This is a genomic window from Pseudomonas sp. NPDC089395 (assembly GCF_044749525.1).
Classification (GTDB): Bacteria; Pseudomonadota; Gammaproteobacteria; order Pseudomonadales; family Pseudomonadaceae; genus Aquipseudomonas.
Window position 1 is genome coordinate 324,121 of sequence record NZ_JBIVID010000007.1, and the last position, 16,803, is coordinate 340,923.

The 16,803-nt window shown below is 63.0% G+C and carries 16 protein-coding genes and 1 pseudogene; 6 read left to right on the top strand and 11 right to left on the bottom strand.

All coding sequences use genetic code 11. From position 1 onward, the window contains the following. Positions 1-20: 20 nt before the first annotated feature. Positions 21-800, top strand: coding sequence for an AraC family transcriptional regulator (locus ACIPZG_RS17550; RefSeq protein WP_400640403.1), 780 nt, complete (start codon positions 21-23; stop codon positions 798-800). A 121-nt stretch (positions 801-921) separates the two neighbouring features. On the opposite strand, the gene ACIPZG_RS17555 is transcribed toward ACIPZG_RS17550, so the two are convergent. The 5 genes and pseudogenes from ACIPZG_RS17555 to ACIPZG_RS17575 form a co-directional block, all read right to left on the bottom strand. Continuing rightward, positions 922-1,689 carry a methyl-accepting chemotaxis protein gene (locus ACIPZG_RS17555; RefSeq protein WP_371871994.1) on the bottom strand — a complete coding sequence of 256 codons (768 nt, stop codon included), beginning with the start codon at positions 1,687-1,689 and terminating at the stop codon, positions 922-924. Positions 1,690-1,779: 90 nt separating this feature from the next. Further along, positions 1,780-2,868 (bottom strand): annotated as a pseudogene (locus ACIPZG_RS17560) (cache domain-containing protein); the annotation flags it as partial. Between the two features lie 173 nt (positions 2,869-3,041). Continuing rightward, complete coding sequence (gene cueR, locus ACIPZG_RS17565; RefSeq protein WP_400715702.1) at positions 3,042-3,446, bottom strand: Cu(I)-responsive transcriptional regulator; 405 nt, start codon at positions 3,444-3,446, stop codon at positions 3,042-3,044. Next, on the bottom strand, positions 3,443-5,842 hold the full coding sequence (locus ACIPZG_RS17570) for a heavy metal translocating P-type ATPase (RefSeq protein ID WP_400715704.1): 2,400 nt from the start codon (positions 5,840-5,842) through the stop codon (positions 3,443-3,445). Before ACIPZG_RS17570 ends, cueR begins: the two co-directional genes overlap by 4 nt. 52 nt (positions 5,843-5,894) lie before the next feature. Next, positions 5,895-6,281, bottom strand: coding sequence for a hypothetical protein (locus ACIPZG_RS17575; RefSeq protein ID WP_008095773.1), 387 nt, complete (start codon positions 6,279-6,281; stop codon positions 5,895-5,897). Positions 6,282-6,427: 146 nt separating this feature from the next. Between ACIPZG_RS17575 and ACIPZG_RS17580 the strand changes: the two genes are divergently transcribed. Further along, a complete protein-coding gene (locus ACIPZG_RS17580) occupies positions 6,428-6,625 on the top strand; it encodes a heavy-metal-associated domain-containing protein (RefSeq protein ID WP_400640406.1) in 198 nt (65 codons plus the stop codon). A 93-nt stretch (positions 6,626-6,718) separates the two neighbouring features. Continuing rightward, positions 6,719-7,900, top strand: a complete 1,182-nt coding sequence (locus ACIPZG_RS17585; protein ID WP_400715706.1) for a multidrug effflux MFS transporter — start codon at positions 6,719-6,721, stop codon at positions 7,898-7,900. Here the strand turns inward: ACIPZG_RS17585 and ACIPZG_RS17590 are convergent. Next, the gene (locus tag ACIPZG_RS17590; RefSeq protein WP_400715708.1) at positions 7,851-8,048 is read right to left on the bottom strand and encodes a hypothetical protein; all 198 of its coding nucleotides are present in this window, start codon (positions 8,046-8,048) and stop codon (positions 7,851-7,853) included. The two genes, ACIPZG_RS17585 and ACIPZG_RS17590, sit on opposite strands and share 50 nt — an antisense overlap. A 496-nt stretch (positions 8,049-8,544) precedes the next feature. Between ACIPZG_RS17590 and ACIPZG_RS17595 the strand changes: the two genes are divergently transcribed. After that, positions 8,545-9,243, top strand: coding sequence for a transcriptional regulator (locus tag ACIPZG_RS17595; RefSeq protein WP_400715710.1), 699 nt, complete (start codon positions 8,545-8,547; stop codon positions 9,241-9,243). Positions 9,244-9,260: 17 nt separating this feature from the next. On the opposite strand, the gene ACIPZG_RS17600 is transcribed toward ACIPZG_RS17595, so the two are convergent. The 5 genes from ACIPZG_RS17600 to ACIPZG_RS17620 all read right to left on the bottom strand — a co-directional run bounded on the left by ACIPZG_RS17600 (position 9,261) and on the right by ACIPZG_RS17620 (position 13,632). After that, positions 9,261-10,208 carry an adenosine deaminase gene (locus ACIPZG_RS17600; protein WP_400640410.1) on the bottom strand — a complete coding sequence of 316 codons (948 nt, stop codon included), beginning with the start codon at positions 10,206-10,208 and terminating at the stop codon, positions 9,261-9,263. 105 nt (positions 10,209-10,313) lie between these two features. Further along, a complete protein-coding gene (locus ACIPZG_RS17605) occupies positions 10,314-11,000 on the bottom strand; it encodes an SDR family oxidoreductase (RefSeq protein ID WP_008095779.1) in 687 nt (228 codons plus the stop codon). A gap of 367 nt (positions 11,001-11,367) precedes the next feature. Then, positions 11,368-11,952 carry an IMPACT family protein gene (locus ACIPZG_RS17610; RefSeq protein WP_400715712.1) on the bottom strand — a complete coding sequence of 195 codons (585 nt, stop codon included), beginning with the start codon at positions 11,950-11,952 and terminating at the stop codon, positions 11,368-11,370. A gap of 9 nt (positions 11,953-11,961) precedes the next feature. Continuing rightward, on the bottom strand, positions 11,962-12,624 hold the full coding sequence (locus ACIPZG_RS17615; protein WP_016395140.1) for a TetR/AcrR family transcriptional regulator: 663 nt from the start codon (positions 12,622-12,624) through the stop codon (positions 11,962-11,964). 90 nt (positions 12,625-12,714) lie between these two features. Then, positions 12,715-13,632 carry a LysR family transcriptional regulator gene (locus ACIPZG_RS17620; protein ID WP_008095783.1) on the bottom strand — a complete coding sequence of 306 codons (918 nt, stop codon included), beginning with the start codon at positions 13,630-13,632 and terminating at the stop codon, positions 12,715-12,717. 118 nt (positions 13,633-13,750) lie between these two features. Here ACIPZG_RS17620 and ACIPZG_RS17625 point away from each other — a divergent pair, with 118 nt between their 5' ends. Both ACIPZG_RS17625 and ACIPZG_RS17630 read left to right on the top strand, forming a co-directional pair. Continuing rightward, on the top strand, positions 13,751-15,097 hold the full coding sequence (locus ACIPZG_RS17625; protein ID WP_400715714.1) for an aspartate aminotransferase family protein: 1,347 nt from the start codon (positions 13,751-13,753) through the stop codon (positions 15,095-15,097). 73 nt (positions 15,098-15,170) lie between these two features. Beyond that, a complete protein-coding gene (locus ACIPZG_RS17630) occupies positions 15,171-16,664 on the top strand; it encodes a CoA-acylating methylmalonate-semialdehyde dehydrogenase (protein ID WP_008095787.1) in 1,494 nt (497 codons plus the stop codon). Positions 16,665-16,803: the final 139 nt, after the last annotated feature.

A 16,803-nucleotide genomic window follows, 5' to 3' on the forward strand; every position in this document is an offset into this window, starting at 1 on the left:
CAGAACTATAAGAAACCGCCATGCCGAGCATCGGACACCCCCGCGCCATCCCTGCCCTGGACCACCTGCCCAGGCCGCTTTATGCCCGTGCCGAAAGCCTGGGCGCTGGCTCCTGGACCACCTGCCACCGCCATGACTGGGTACAGTTTTCCTATGCCATCAGCGGCGTACTGGGCGTGTACACCCGCGACGGTAGCTACTTCGCCCCGCCGCAGTGGGGCGTGTGGATTCCGGCCGATGCCGAACATGAAGTGGTAACGACCGGGCAGGCCGAAATGCGCAGCCTGTATATCCGCCGCGATGCCTGCGCGTGGGCGCCGACGCAGTGCCGGGTACTGGAAGTAACGCCCCTGGCGCGGGAGCTGATCAAGCAGTTTTGCCTGTACCCGGCGCATTACCCGGAAGGTGACAGTGTCGAAGCGCGCCTGGTGGCGGTGCTGCTCGACCAGCTGCGCAGGCTGCCCGAAGTGGGCTTCTCGCTGCCGCTGCCCCGTCATCCGGGATTGCTGGCGCTGTGCAATGGCCTGATCGCTGCGCCGGACCAGGTGCAGACGTTGCAGCAGTGGGCGCTGCAGTTGGGGTGTTCGGAGAAGACCTTGATGCGCTTGTTCCAGCGCGAAACTGGGTTGAGCTTTCGCAATTGGCGGCAGAGGATGCGGTTGTTGTCGTCGCTGGCATTGCTGGAGGCGGGGGAGAGTGTGACCGACGCGGCGCTGGGGTGTGGCTATGACTCGACCTCGGCTTATATCGCGGCTTTCAAGCAGTTGTTTGGGGCCACGCCGGGGGAGTTGAAATTGTAGGGTGCCTGTAGCGGCCCTATCGCCGGCAAGCCGGCTCCCACAGGTAACCCACATGTCTTGAGGCTTGTGTTGTACCTGTGGGAGCCGGCTTGCCGGCGATAGGGCCAGTACAGGTTGCCGATCAGGTGCGGAACCGCCGCACCAGCGAATCCAGCTCGTTGGACAACCCAGCCAGGCTCTCCGAATCCTGCCGCGCCGCCTGGGCCAACTCGGCCACCAACTGCGCATCGCCATGAATCTGGCTGATATGGCGGTTGATGTCCTCGGCCACCTGGTGCTGTTCCTCCGCCGCCGTGGCGATCTGGGTGTTCATGTCGCGAATGATGTCCACCGACTCGCGGATCTGGCCAAAGCTGTCGCGGGCCAGGCCAATGCGGCTGACGGACTGCTGGGACACCTCAAGGCTCGCATGCATCTGCTCGGCCACCTCGGCGGTGCGGCTGGCCAGGTTGCCGAGCAGGCCATCGATTTCGGCGGTCGAGTCGGCGGTGCGCTTGGCCAGGGCCCGCACCTCGTCGGCCACCACGGCAAAGCCGCGGCCTTGTTCGCCGGCCCTGGCGGCCTCGATCGCGGCGTTCAACGCCAGCAGGTTGGTCTGCTCGGCAATCGAACGGATGGTGCCGAGGATCGACTGAATGGCGTTGCTGTCACGCTCCAGTTGCTGGATCGACTGCGCCGACTGTTCGATCTCCTGGCTCAGGCGGTCGACACTGTGCACCGCCGCATCGATCTGTTGCTGGCCTTCGCGAGCTTGTTGCTGGCCACTGTCGGCCGATTGCGCAGCCTGACTGCAGGAGCGCGCGACCTCGTTGGCGGTGGCGACCATTTCGTGGAAGGCGGTGGACACCATGTCCACGGCTTCGCGCTGGCGCCCGGCGGCCTCGGCCATGTCGCTGGACACCCGGGTCGAGCTGCTGGAGGTGCTGAGAATCTTGCTGGCGGCCGAGCCGATGTGCTGGATCAGGCTACGGATGGCGCCAAGGAACTGGTTGAACCAGCTGGCCAGCTGCGCGGTTTCGTCCCGGCCGCGTACATCGAGGTTGCGGGTCAGGTCGCCTTCACCCTGGGCAATGTCTTCCAGGCCGCTGGTGACGCTGTTGATCGGGCGCACGATGAGCTTGGCGAAGGCGGCGCCGACCACGGCGAACAGCGCTGCCAGCACCAGTGCGATGGTGCCGATGAGCCAGGTCAGGCGGGTGGTGGTCTGCATCACTTCGCCTTGCTGAATCAGGCCGATGAAGGTCCAGCCGAGCTTCTCGTCGGGGTAGACGTTGGCCATGTAGCGCACCCCGCCCAGGTCGACTTCGACCAGGCCCTTGCCGGCCTTGGCCAGCTCGGCGTAGCCGTCACCGAAGCTCGCCAGTTGCTTGAAGTTGTGGCTGGCGTCGCGCGGGTCGACCATCACGTTGCCGTTGTTTTCCATGAGGATCAAATAGCCACTTTCGCCCAGCTTGATCTGCTGAACGATCTCGGTCAGGCCCTTGAGCGACACGTCGATGTTGACCACGCCACCGGGGTTGCCGAGCTGATTGGCCACGGCGCGCACGGTACTGACCAGCACCGCATCATCGCCCGCCCAGTAGTACGGGGCCGTGCGCAGGGTCTTGCCGGGGTTGGCCATGGCCGTCTGGTACCAGGGGCGGGTACGCGGGTCGTAGTTGCTCATGCTCGGGTCGCCCGGCCAGAACGCGTAGCCGCCGTCCTTCAGGCCATAGGACACGTAGGCATAGTCCGAGTGGCTGTTGGCCAGGCGGGTGAACAGTTCGAACAGCGCTTTGTCGTGTTCACCGGGGGCGATTTGCGCGGCATCGGCACTGATGTGCTTCTTGATGTCGGCGCCCGCGCCGGTGACCTCTGGCAGGCTGGCCAGGTAGTCGACGTTCTGGGTGATGCCCTGGAAGAACAGATTCATGGCATTGCTGACCTGGCGGATCTCGCGGCTGCTGCTGTCGAGGAATCCATCGCGGGCTTCGCCGCGCAGGTTGATGACCACCAGGGTGGCCACGAGGACGATGGGCAAGGCGGCGATGACCGCGAATGCCCAGGTCAGTTTCTGTTTGATGTTCATCGACGCTCCCGGAGATTGTTTTTATCGACACGCGATGCTCAGGGCATCGGCAGCGTCCGGGATTTTTTGAGCGCAAATGCCCGTATTTATTGGGCGAAGCCGCATTTGGCGACTATTCGGTCGGGTTCAGGCTAATATGGCATACCAATTTCTTGGCCACCTGGCCAAACACATCAATGGCAGCACTCGCCGCCGTTGGCCAGGTCCTTGAGAATCGGGCAGTCGGGCCGGTCGTTGCCCTGGCAGTGGGCGGCCAGTTCACTCAAGGTATCGCGCAAGCTGATCAACTCCTCGATGCGCCGGTTCAGCTCATCGATATGCTGCACGGCCAGTGCCTTGACGTCGGCACTGGCGCGCTGGCGGTCCTGCCACAGGGTCAGCAGCTTGCCCACTTCCTCCAGGGAAAAGCCCAGGTCGCGGGAGCGCTTGATGAACGCCAGGCTGTGCAGGTCCTGCGGCTGGTACAGGCGGTAGCCGCTGTCGCTGCGGGTGGCCGGCTTGAGCAGGCCGATGGACTCGTAGTAGCGGATCATCTTGGTGCTGAGCCCGCTGCGGCGGGCGGCCTGGCCGATGTTCATGGGGCCTCCTGCGAGGTGCTGGTGGGTTTCCAGGTTTTCAGCCACAAGGCATTGCTCACCACGCTGACGCTGGACAGGGCCATGGCGGCGCCCGCCAGCACCGGGTTCAGGTAACCCATTGCGGCCAGGGGAATACCAATCAGGTTATAGATGAATGCCCAGAACAGGTTCTGGCGAATTTTCGCGTAGGTCTTGCGGCTGATTTCCAATGCGGCGGGTACCAGGCGCGGATCGCCGCGCATCAGCGTGATGCCGGCGGCCTGCATGGCCACGTCGGTGCCGCCGCCCATGGCGATGCCGATATCCGCGGCGGCCAGGGCCGGGGCATCGTTGATGCCATCGCCGACCATCGCCACCACGCCGTCCTGTTTCAACGCGGCCACGGTGGCGGCCTTGTCGGCAGGCAGCACTTCGGCATACACGTCGTCGATGCCGAGGCGGTCGGCCACCACCTTCGCACTGCCGCGGTTGTCGCCGGTCAGCAGATGGCTGCTGATGTGTTGTTCATGCAAGGTGCTGATCGCTTGCTCGGCACCGGGCTTGAGGCTGTCGCCGAAGGCGAACAGGCCCAGCAAACGGGGCTGTGCGCCACGTTCGATGAGCCACGACAGGGTGCGGCCTTCGGCTTCCCAGGCCTGCGCCATGGCGGCTAGCGCACCGGGTTGCAGGCCGCTTTCGTCGAGCAGGCGGCGATTGCCCAGGGCCAGTTCGCGCCCTTCCACCCGCCCGGCGATGCCGCGACCCGTGAGCGACTGACTGTCGGCCACCGGCGGAACGTCGAGGCCTTGCTCGGCGCAGGCTTGCAGAACCGCTTTGGCCAGTGGGTGCTCGCTGCCACGTTGCAAGGCACCGGCCAGACGGTGCAGCTCGGCGCCGTCGCCGGCCAGCGCCTGGCTGTGCACGACCCGTGGGCTGCCCGAGGTGAGCGTGCCGGTCTTGTCGAACACCACACGGTTCACAGCATGGGCGCGCTCCAGGGCTTCGGCGTCCTTGATCAGGATGCCGTGGCGCGCGGCGACGCCGGTGCCGGCCATGATCGCGGCTGGCGTGGCCAGGCCCAGGGCACAGGGGCAGGCAATCACAAGGACGGCGACCGCGTTGATCAGCGCGGTCTCCAGCGGTGCACCGGCCAGCCACCAGCCGACCAGGGTGAGCATCGCCAGCACCAGTACCGCAGGGACGAACACCTGGCTGACCCGGTCAACCAGCTTCTGGATCGGCGCCTTGGCCGCCTGGGCGTCTTCGACCAGGCGGATGATGCGGGCCAGCACGGTTTCAGTGCCCACGGCCTGGGTACGCACCAGCAGCCGGCCTTCACCGTTGATGGCGCCGCCGGTGACGCTGTCACCGGGTTGCTTGGGCACGGGCAGGCTCTCACCGCTGATCAAGGCTTCGTCGGCATGGCTGCTGCCTTCCACCACTTCACCATCCACCGGGAAGCGTTCGCCAGGTTTGACCAGCACCAGGTCACCGAGGCGCAGTTGAGCGATCGCCACGTCCTCTTCACGGCCATCGACCAGGCGCACGGCGCGCTCGGGGCGCAGGGCTTCCAGCGCGCGGATGGCGCTGGCGGTCTGGCGTTTGGCGCGGCTTTCCAGGTATTTGCCGAGCAGCACCAGGGCGATCACCACTGCCGAGGCTTCGAAATAAAGGTGAGGTTCGCTGCCAGCAGTGGCTTGCGCCCATTGGTACAGGCTCAGGCCATAACCGGCGCTGGTGCCCAAGGCCACCAGCAGGTCCATGTTGCCGGCACCGGCACGCACCGCCTTGTAGGCCGCCACATAGAAGCGTGAGCCAAGGATGAACTGCACCGGCGTGGCCAGCAGGAACTGCGCCCAGGCAGGCAACATCCAGTGCAGGCCGAACGGTTGCACCAGCATCGGCAGCACCAGGGGCAGCGCCAGCAGCAGGGCGACGCCGACCGCCAGGCGTTCCTTGCGCAGGCGACGTTGGGCAGCCTGCTGATCATCCTGGCGCGCCTGTGGCAGGCTGGCGCTGTAGCCGGCTTTCTCGACGGCGGCGATCAACTGCTGGTCATCGAGGGCCTGGAGCACTTCGAGGTGGGCGCGTTCACTGGCCAGATTGACGCTGACCTGCTCGACCCCCGGCAATTTGCCCAGGGCCCGTTCGACCCGGCCAACACAGCTGGCGCAGGTCATGCCGCCGATCTGCAGCTCTACGGTGCGGGTCGGCACGCCATACCCTGCGTCGCGCACGGCGTCGACCAGGGCTGGCAGGCTGCCGGCCGGCGCCTGGACGCGGGCCTGTTCGGTGGCGAGGTTGACGCTGACCTGTTCGGCGCCGCTGACTTTGCGCAGGGCGCGCTCGACACGGCCAGCACAACTGGCGCAGGTCATGCCGGAAATCGGCAAGTCGAAAGTGGTGGATGCTGACATGGCTTTCCTCCTTGGACAGGCCTCCAGCATCAACCTTGCCATGCAGGGAAGGTCAATAGCCCAGGCCGGCTCGCTTCAACTCAAGCCCATTGTGGCCCATGGCAATGCGGTATTTGTTGATCTGGCCCGCCTGCAAGGTCAGCCGCGTGCTGCGCTGGTCCTCGATGCCTGGCGCGCAACCGGGCATTTGCCCCGGCAGCAGGCGCAAGCGTACATCGACCGGGCCCGGCGGCAGGTTGAAGGAGGCCGATTGTTCCTGGAACACTCGCCCGGACAGCTGATCGTTGAGGTAGATGCCGATTTCGCAGCTGGTGGATACTTCCAGGCGCTCCCGGGAAATGATCAGTACGCTGTAGTCCGAGTTGCCCTCGGCGCTGGCCGGCGGCACCGCGGCTAGCGCGCCCAATAGCCCGACAACGCTCACTGCTGCCCTGAACATGAAGAATCTCCTGCTTGCCTGAATCATCAAAGGCGCAGCTTGGCCGAGGAGCGCGCGGATTTCCACCCCGGCCGTTCGCCGCAGAACTTGACCTTGCCCCGATGGCAAGCTTGAAACTGCGCAAAACCCACAAGGAGGCAACACCCATGCAAGTGTTCAACGTACAAGGCATGACCTGCGGCCATTGCGTGAAAGCGGTGACCCGCGCCGTCCAGGAGCAGGATGCGAAGGCGCAGGTGGAAGTCGACCTGGCTGCCAAGCAAGTGCGCGTGAAGAGTGTGCTGATGGTCGAGCAGGTGCTGGCAGCCATTCGGGAAGAGGGCTATCAGGCCGAGGTAGCGTGAAGCCGCCCTGCTGATTTGTAGCAAATGTTTTCATACTGATGGGGTCCACTGCAGGTAGACTTACGCGCTTGCTTAGCCTGCTATGGATTCCTGATGAACCTGCGAATGGTGCTGATCCTGGGCGCACTGAGTGCGTTCGGGCCCCTGGCGATCGACTTCTACCTGCCCGCCTTCCCGGCCATGGCGCAGGCGTTCGCCACCGACGAGAAACATGTACAGGCCACGCTGGCTGCGTACTTCCTCGGTTTGTCGCTCGGCCAACTGGCCTATGGGCCGGTGGCCGATCGCTTCGGCCGACGTAAGCCACTGCTGTTCGGCGTGGGGCTGTTCACCCTGGCGTCGTTGGCCTGCGCCTACGCGCCCAACCTCGATACGCTGATCGTGGCGCGCTTCGTTCAGGCCTTGGGCGGCTGTGCCGGCATGGTGCTGTCGCGGGCCATCGTCAGTGATAAATGCGACCCGGTGGCCTCGGCCAAGGTGTTCTCGCAACTGATGCTGGTGATGGGGCTGGCGCCGATCCTTGCGCCGATGCTGGGTGGGGTGCTGGTGAACCTGTCCGGTTGGCAATCGATCTTCCTCGCCTTGAGCCTGTTCAGCGCGTTCTGCCTGTTTGCAGTGGGCCTGGGCCTGCCAGAGAGCTTGCCGGCGCACATGCCGCGCCAGCCGCTGTCGGGGGCGCTGCGTCAATACTCGCGACTGCTGGCCGATCGCGTGTTCATCGGGCATGCCTTGACCGGAGGCATCGCCATTGCCGGGATGTTTGCCTACATCGCTGGTTCACCTTTCGTATTCATCAAGCTCTATGGCGTACCCGCAGAGCATTACGGCTGGCTGTTCGGCACCAACGCGGCGGGTTTCATTCTGGTGGCGCAAGTCAACGCACGTCTGCTGGCCAAGCGTGGCCCGGCATTCCTGCTGGTGCGGGCGGTGTGGTTCTACCTGGCGGCGGGGTTGGTTCTGCTTGGCGTGGCAGCGTTGCGCCCGGCGCAGTTGTGGCCACTGCTGGTGCCACTGTTCGTCTGCATTGCCAGCCTTGGCTGCATCATTCCCAATGCCTCGGCCTGCGCCATGAGTGGCCAGGGGGCCCGGGCAGGCAGCGCCTCGGCATTGATGGGCTGCTTGCAGTTCAGCGTCGCCGCCGGTGCGGCGGCGTTGGTCAGCGTCCTGCACGATGGCAGTGCGGTGCCCATGACACTGGTGATCAGCCTGTGCGGGGCACTGGTGGTCAGTGTCGCGCTACTGACCCGGGGTTTGCAGGCCAAGCGTCCGGCATGAGCGGATGAGGGGCCTGTAAACGGGTCTCGAGGGTTGCGACAAAGGCGCGTGCTTCGGCCTCGCTGCGAAAGCCCACCACATGCTGGTCGAGGCATACCTGCCAAGGGCAATTGGGGTTGCGGTTCGACGCACTGACGACAATCTTCATCGCGGCATACCTCCGAATAGGGGGGAGAGCGGATCAAGTGTAGCGCTGCGGCAACCCTGCGCCATGGCTTGCGGGAGTGTTCTGACTGGCGGTCGCTGCACGGGTTAATGCAATGCTTCGAAGTGTGTAGAAGGTTCGCTTTAATTTGCGTTATTTGGGGAAGCAAGGTGTCGGCAGACTCCCTTGGGTGCATAGGGCCATTCTTCCTCATGGCCTGTTTCTTCCTTGCTAAACAGCAGCTTCCTTCACTACAGGGCTTTAGCGCCCCAACCACCGGGCTGCGCGGGGGGCTGAAGGGTTGCCATACCCTAATTCACTTTGACACCTCTGAACGCGCATGCCTGCGGGAGCGGTCGTGCGTGCGGCTTATACTGCGCCCGGGGCTGGCGTCGGCAAGGCGTTTGCTTGTCGCGGCTGGCACCCGCCGAGAGGTGTAATCGGCGTTGCCAGGGTTGGCCATTGGAAATCAGATGTGATTGGCAGGGAGTAACAGGACATGAATGCAGTCAGCAGTATCAGCCAGATTGCCGGCCTGATGGCCGACCCCAAGCGTAGCGCGATGTTATGGGCGCTGATCGATGGCACGCCGCGGCCGACCGATGAATTGGCGATGATGACCGGGTTGACCTCATCCTCTGCCTGCGCGCACCTGTCGCTTTTGTCTTCGGCAGGTTTGCTCAGGCTCGAAGCGCGTGGCCGCAAGCGCTACTTCAGACTTGCCACGCCCCAGGTGGGGGCGGCGGTCGAAGCGCTGGCCAGTGTGCAGCTTGGCTGTGACGGCCAGCAGCGGGCGGCACCGGTACAGATGCCGATGTCGATGCGCAGGGCGCGTCGTTGTGGTGACCATATGGGGGGCGAGCTGGCCGCTGAGTTGTATCACCGCCTGGTGGTCGCAGGTTGGCTCGAGAGCAGCGACCGTCAACCGATGGTCAGCGATGAGGGACGGGAAGAGCTGGCGCGCATCGGGGTGTATATCGATGCCCTGGCGCCGCGCCAGCAGCGTGGATGCGTGATCTGCCACTGCAGCGACCAAGGTCCGCACCTGGGCGGTAGCCTTGGGCAGGCATTGCTTACGCTGTTTCTGCAATCTGGCTGGATCCGCGAGCCAGGGGGGACACGGGCAATGCAGATTTCCGCCGAAGGCATTCAGCAGATCAACCGCATTGCCCGGGTCACAACGCTGCAGGTGGGCTGAGCACCCACGCAGACGCGTCAGACCAGACGCGCGTCCAGGCTGTTCTGGGCCAGGCGGCGGGCCTGGTCTTCGGTCATGCCCAGGTGAGTGTGCAAGGCATGGAAGTTCTCGGTGACGTAACCACCGAAGTAGGCCGGGTCATCCGAGTTCACTGTCACCTTCACACCGCGCTCGAGCATGTCGAGGATGTTGTGCTGGCTCATGTGATCGAACACGCAGAGCTTGGTGTTCGACAATGGGCACACGGTGAGGGGAATCTGCTCGTCGATGATGCGCTGCATCAGGCGCTCGTCTTCGATGGCGCGTACACCATGGTCGATGCGCTTGATCTTGAGCAGGTCGAGGGCTTCCCAGATGTACTCGGGCGGGCCTTCTTCGCCGGCATGGGCAACTGCGACGAAGCCCTCGCTGCGGGCACGGTCGAACACGCGCTGGAACTTGCTGGGCGGGTGGCCCATTTCGGAGCTGTCCAGGCCAACGGCGATGAACGCGTCGCGGAAGGGCAAGGCCTGGTCGAGGGTCTTGTGTGCCTCGTCTTCGCTGAGGTGACGCAGGAAGCTCAGGATCAGGCCGCTGCTGATGCCCAGTTGTTCACGGCCGTCCTTGAGCGCGTGGTTGATGCCGTTGAGCACGACCTCGAACGGGATGCCGCGATCGGTGTGGGTCTGCGGGTCGAAGAAGGGCTCGGTGTGAATGACGTTCTGTGCCTTGCAGCGCTGCAGGTAGGCCCAGGTCAGGTCATAGAAGTCCTGCTCGGTGCGCAGTACGTCCGCGCCTTGGTAATAGAGGTCGAGGAATTCCTGCAGGTTGTTGAAGGCGTAGGCGCTGCGCAGGGTTTCGACGTCGTTCCAGGGCAGGGCAATCTTGTTGCGCTCGGCCAGGGCGAACAGCAGCTCAGGTTCAAGCGAACCTTCGAGGTGCAGGTGCAGTTCGGCCTTGGGCAGGGCGTTCAACCAGTCATACATGGGGTGGTGATCTCAATCAGGTACGGTTGCCGCCATTCTACAGGCCCTGGCCAGGCATTGCGCTTGGCCAGGCCGGTATTGCGCCAACCGGTGATCGGGTTGGACTCACCAGATGAGGGGCTCACCCTTGTAGTTGATGAAGCGCAGGCCGCCCTTGCCACTCTGAGCCTTGACCTGTTCGAGCATGCCACGGGTACTGGTGAGCACGTCGATCTCGGCGTTCTCGCCACCCATGTCGGTTTTCACCCAGCCCGGGTGCATGGCCAGTACACAGAGGTCAGGGCGCTGCAGGTCGACCACGAAGCTGTTGATCATCGAATTCAGGGCGGCCTTGCTGGCTTTGTACAGGCACACCTCGCCACCGTCGGGGATGGTCACGCTGCCCAGGATCGAGCTCATGAATGCCAGTACGCCGCTGCCTTGGCGTACCTGGCCGGCAAGTCGACGCGCGACGCGGATCGGCGCCACCGCGTTAGTCATGAACAGGGCGCCGATGTCCTCTGGCTGCACCGTCTCCAGGTCTTGTGGCAGGGGGCCCATGACGCCGGCGTTGATGAACACCAGGTCGAACACTTCACCTTGCAGGCGTTGCTTCAGGCCATCGAGCTGGGCAGTGTCGTTCATTTCCAGCTGTTCGATGCGTACCCCAGGAACCTCGCCCAGCGCGCCGGGCTTTTGTGGGTCACGGACCGTGGCGGTGATGTTCCAGCCGTCTTCGTTCAGCCGCTGCACCAAGCCCAGGCCAAGCCCGCGAGAGGCGCCGATGATGAGGGCAGTTCTTGAGTTAGCCATAGGAACATTCCTTTATCGGTGTGGGAAAAAGGAAATGAGCATACTGCAGGCACGCCTCATGTGCCTGGATTAAAGGGTGATTAAAAAATGATCAATGACAGATGGCCGTGCGCCGGCGGGCGCTTGGCTTGTTGGCTAACGGGTTATCCACAGGCTGATCCACAGTAAATGTGTGCAAGCGCGACTGACACCGCTGTGAAATACGCCTGACGCATTGTGGATAACACTTGACAGCTCAGGTGTTTACAGCTGTCATCAAACGGTGATCAAAATATGCTCAATCCTTTGCAGGCCTTGAGTGGCAAGGGTTACAGCTGAGTGCCCCAAGCTTATCCACAAGCCGGCCCACAGTTGTTGTGCGCAACCTTCAGCGTGCTTCGAGAAGGATTCGACCGCGGCTGAGGTCTGCCAGTTGCTGTTGCAAGGCGGCCAGGTGGGCTTCGCCAACGGCAATCTGCAGGTCAACGCCATTGGCGGTGAACTGCTCGTCCAGCACCAGGCCATCCACTTCTGCCAGGCGCAGTTTCACCAGCGCCAGTTCGCTGAAGCTGCAACTGCAGGCAAATTCGCTGCGCTGTACCAACAGCCGCTTCGGTGCCTGTTGCAGGCATTTGTTGGCCCCTCCGCCATACGCCCGTGCAAGGCCACCGGTACCCAGCTGGATGCCGCCGTACCAACGGATGACCAGCACCACCACCTGGTCGCAGTCCTGCGCCTCGATGGCGGCCAGGATGGGTCGGCCAGCCGTGCCACCCGGTTCGCCATCGTCACTGCTGCGATACTGTGCGCCTAGCTTCCAGGCCCAGCAGTTGTGGGTGGCGGCCAGGTCGCTATGGCGTTCGATGAAGCTCATCGCCTCGGTGGCACTGCTTATAGGGCCGGCGAGGGTAATGAAGCGGCTCTTGCGGATTTCCTCGCGAAACTCGCAGAGGTCGAGCAGGGTAGAAGGCATATATAGACGTCAGGCGCTCGGCGCGATGCCGCATCCCTTGAGAATGATGTGGATAAGATTGCTGCTCGCGTCTTCCATGTCCTGCTTGGTCAGGCGGCTGCGGCCGGTGACCTGGCAGATCTGGGTGGCGAAGTCGGCATAGTGCTGGGTGCTGCCCCACAGCAGAAAGATCAGGTGCACCGGGTCGACCGGGTCCATCTTGCCTGCGTCGATCCAGGCCTGGAATACCGCGGCGCGGCCTCGGAACCATTCACGGTAGTCGGCGCTGAAGTATTCGCTCAGGCAGGTGCCGCCGCTGATGACCTCCATGGCGAAGATCCGCGAGGCTTGCGGGTTGCGCCGAGAGAATTCCATCTTGGTGCGGATGTACTGGCTGAGCGCTGCACCCGGGTCGTCTTCAACGCTCAAGGCGTTGAAGGTGCTGTCCCACAGCTCGATGATGTTGCTCAATACGGCGATGTAAAGGCCGAGCTTGTTGGTGAAGTAGTAATGCAGGTTGGCCTTGGGCAAGCCGGCCTTCAGCGCGATGGTGTTCATGCTGGTGCCCTTGAAACCATGACGGGCGAATTCGTCTTCGGCGGCCTGGATGATGGCCTGTTCGTTCTTCTGGCGGATGCGGCCGGCGGGCTTGCCCGAGGCGGAAAGGCGATGCGCAGGGACTTCTAGGGTCATGGACGATTCCGTACAGGTGTGTGGCAACGGATGTCGGACAAGATTACCTGCCTGTGCGCAAGTGACAAGCATTAGCGGCAGAAGCAGGCATCAGCGTGTCGCAGCCAGGCTTTCAAGGAAGCTTTCCAGTACCAGATTCGGCCTGCGTCCTTTGCGCGTGACCCAGCTCAGGCTCAGATCGTAGAAGCGCTGGGCGGGCTTGAGTGCGCGCAGGCGGCCTTGCTGGACCCAGAACGTGGCGTAATGGTCGGGCAGGTAGCCAATGTAGCGCCCCGTCAGGATCAGAAACGCCATGCCTTCGCGGTCAGAGGCACTGGCGGTGCAGTTCAGGGCCTGGTAATGGGCCTGGATATCGGCGGGCAGGCGGAAGGTAGGGGCGATCGCTTCCTGGTCGTTGAGGCGATCATCGTCGATCTGCTGGTCGTCGGCATAGAACAACGGGTGACCAACGGCGCAGTAGAGCAGTGAGCGTTCGCTGTACAAGGGTTGGTATTCAAGGCCGGAAAGCGGGCTGGTCTGTGGCACCACGCCAACATGCAGGCTGCCGTCGAGCACCCCTTGTTCGACCTGGCTGGGGGCGATCATGCGGATCTGGATTCGCACGTCAGGCCCGCGGTCCTTGAGCTCGGCCAAGGCATGGGTAATGCGCATGTGCGGCAGGGTCACCAGGTTATCGGTCAGGCCGATGTTGAGCTCGCCCCGCAAGTGCTGATGCAGGCCGTTGACTTCAGTGCGGAAGGTTTCCAGCGCGCTCAGCAGTTGCAGTGCCGAATGGTAGACCTCGCGGCCTTCCTCGGTCAGCGAGAAGCCGGCGCGGCCACGCTGGCAAAGGCGCAGGCCGAGGCGCTGCTCCAGGTCGTTCATCTGCTGACTGATAGCGGAACGGCCTATGCCAAGCACGTTCTCCGCCGCTGAGAAGCCGCCGCATTCGACAACGCTTCGGTAGATTTTCAGCAGGCGGATATCGAAATCGCTGACCTGTGCGAGAGGGTCGGGGCGTCGGCTCATAAGTTTAGTCTTACGCTACCTGAAGATTAGAAATGTAGGCTTTTTCAGACTTTATCCGCGTGCGAATTTAGCTGCAACAACATCCATCGTTGCCTAATCGTCTTTCGAGGAACCGCCGATGAACATGCCCGAAACCGCCACCGTCGGTATCGCCAGCCAGCTGAAGCTGGATGCCCACTGGATGCCCTACACCGCCAACCGCAACTTCCACCGCGACCCACGCCTGATCGTGGCGGCCGAAGGCAGCTACCTGATCGATGACAAAGGGCGCAGGATCTTCGACGCCCTGTCCGGTCTGTGGACCTGCGGCGCCGGGCATACCCGCAAGGAGATCACCGAGGCGGTCGCACGCCAGATCGGTACCCTGGATTACTCGCCGGCCTTCCAGTTCGGCCACCCGCTGTCGTTCCAGCTGGCCGAGAAGATCACCGAGCTGACCCCTGGTGACCTGAACCATGTGTTCTATACCAACTCCGGTTCCGAGTGCGCCGACACCGCGCTGAAGATGGTCCGCGCCTACTGGCGCCTGAAAGGTCAGGCCACCAAGACCAAGATCATCGGCCGTGCCCGTGGTTACCACGGCGTGAACATCGCCGGCACCAGCCTGGGCGGCGTCAACGGCAACCGCAAGATGTTCGGCCAGCTGCTGGATGTCGACCACCTGCCTCACACCGTGCTGCCAGTCAACGCGTTCTCCAAGGGCATGCCGGAAGAGGGCGGTATCGCCCTGGCCGACGAAATGCTCAAGCTCATCGAGCTGCACGATGCTTCAAACATTGCAGCCGTGATCGTCGAGCCGCTGGCGGGTTCTGCCGGTGTGCTGCCGCCGCCGAAGGGCTACCTGAAGCGCCTTCGCGAAATCTGCACCCAGCACAATATCCTGCTGATCTTCGACGAAGTGATCACCGGTTTCGGCCGCATGGGCGCGATGACCGGCGCCGAGGCCTTCGGTGTGACCCCTGACCTGATGTGCATCGCCAAGCAGGTGACCAACGGCGCCATCCCGATGGGCGCGGTGATCGCCAGCACCGAGATCTACCAGACCTTCATGAATCAGCCGACCCCGGAATATGCCGTCGAATTCCCCCACGGCTATACCTACTCGGCACACCCGGTAGCCTGCGCCGCCGGTATCGCCGCGCTCGACCTGCTGCAGAAGGAAAACCTGGTGCAGTCGGCCGCCGAGCTGGCGCCGAACTTCGAGAAGCTGCTGCACGGCGTGAAGGGCACCAAGAACATCGTCGACATCCGCAACTACGGCCTGGCCGGCGCGATCCAGATCGCCGCCCGTGACGGTGACGCCATCGTCCGTCCGTATGAGGCTGCGATGAAGCTGTGGCAGGCTGGCTTCTACGTACGCTTCGGCGGCGACACCCTGCAGTTCGGCCCAACCTTCAATACCCAGCCGCAGGAACTGGACCGCCTGTTTGACGCGGTCGGTGAAACCCTGAACAAGATCGACTGATCTTTCCGATTTTGACGCAAGGCGCGCGAGCTGATCGCGCGCTGGCCTCTACCTTCTTTATCTGGAGTTTTGCATGAGCATCGTTCAGCACCTGATCCACGGCGAGCTGGTTACCAAGGGTGAGCGCACCGCCGATGTCTTCAACCCGTCCACTGGCCAGGCGGTCCGCAAGGTCGAGCTGGCAAGCCGCGCTACCGTGCAGGAAGCGATCGACTCCGCCAAGGCTGCTTTCCCGGCCTGGCGCAACACCCCACCGGCCAAACGCGCCCAGGTGATGTTCCGCTTCAAGCAGCTGCTGGAGCAGAACGAAGCCAAGATTTCGCAGATGATCAGCGAAGAGCACGGCAAGACCGTGGAAGACGCTGCCGGCGAACTCAAGCGTGGTATCGAGAACGTCGAATTTGCCTGCGCAGCACCCGAAGTGCTGAAAGGTGAGTACAGCCGTAACGTAGGTCCGAACATCGATGCCTGGTCGGACTTCCAGCCGCTGGGCGTGGTAGCTGGCATTACCCCGTTCAACTTCCCGGCGATGGTTCCGCTGTGGATGTACCCGCTGGCCATCGCTTGCGGTAACGCGTTCATCTTGAAGCCGTCCGAGCGTGACCCGAGCTCGACCCTGTTCATCGCCCAACTGCTGCTGGAGGCTGGCCTGCCAAAAGGCATCCTCAACGTAGTACACGGCGACAAGGAAGCGGTGGACGCACTGATCGAGGCGCCGGAAGTGAAGGCCCTGAGCTTTGTGGGTTCTACCCCGATTGCCGAATACATCTATGCCGAAGGTACCAAGCGCGGCAAGCGTGTGCAGGCCCTGGGTGGCGCCAAGAACCATGCCGTGCTGATGCCTGATGCCGACCTGGACAACGCCGTCAGTGCACTGATGGGTGCGGCCTACGGTTCGTGCGGCGAGCGTTGCATGGCCATTTCGGTCGCAGTGTGTGTCGGCGACCAGGTTGCCGATGCGCTGATTGCCAAGCTGGAGCCGCAGATCAAGGCGCTGAAGATCGGTGCCGGTACTTCCTGTGGCCTGGACATGGGGCCGCTGGTTACTGCCGCTGCCCGTGACAAAGTGGTTGGCTATATTGATGACGGTGTTGCTGCAGGTGCCAAGTTGGTGGTGGATGGCCGCGGCTTCCGTGTAGCAGGTAATGAAGATGGATACTTCGTCGGTGGCACCCTGTTCGACAAGGTGACTCCAGAGATGCGTATCTATAAAGAAGAGATCTTTGGCCCAGTGCTGTGCGTAGTGCGCGTCAACAGCCTGGAGCAGGCCATGCAACTGATCAACGATCACGAGTACGGTAACGGCACCTGCATCTTCACCCGTGACGGTGAGGCGGCGCGCCTGTTCTGCGATGAGATCGAAGTGGGCATGGTAGGTGTGAACGTGCCGCTGCCGGTGCCGGTGGCTTATCACAGCTTCGGTGGCTGGAAGCGTTCGCTGTTCGGTGACCTGCATGCCTATGGCCCGGATGGTGTGCGCTTCTATACCCGTCGCAAGGCAATTACTCAGCGCTGGCCGCAGCGTGCGAGCCATGAAGCGTCGCAGTTTGCGTTCCCTAGCTTGTAAGGGTGAGAAGTGAAGCGGGGAGGCCGATAGGCCTCCCCGCTTTGTTTTTCAGCGATATTGAAGTTTCTTGGAATTAAGCCTTGACGGGCTCTCGAATCCCCTTATAATGCGCCCCACTTCCAGCGTAGTCGGAACGAAA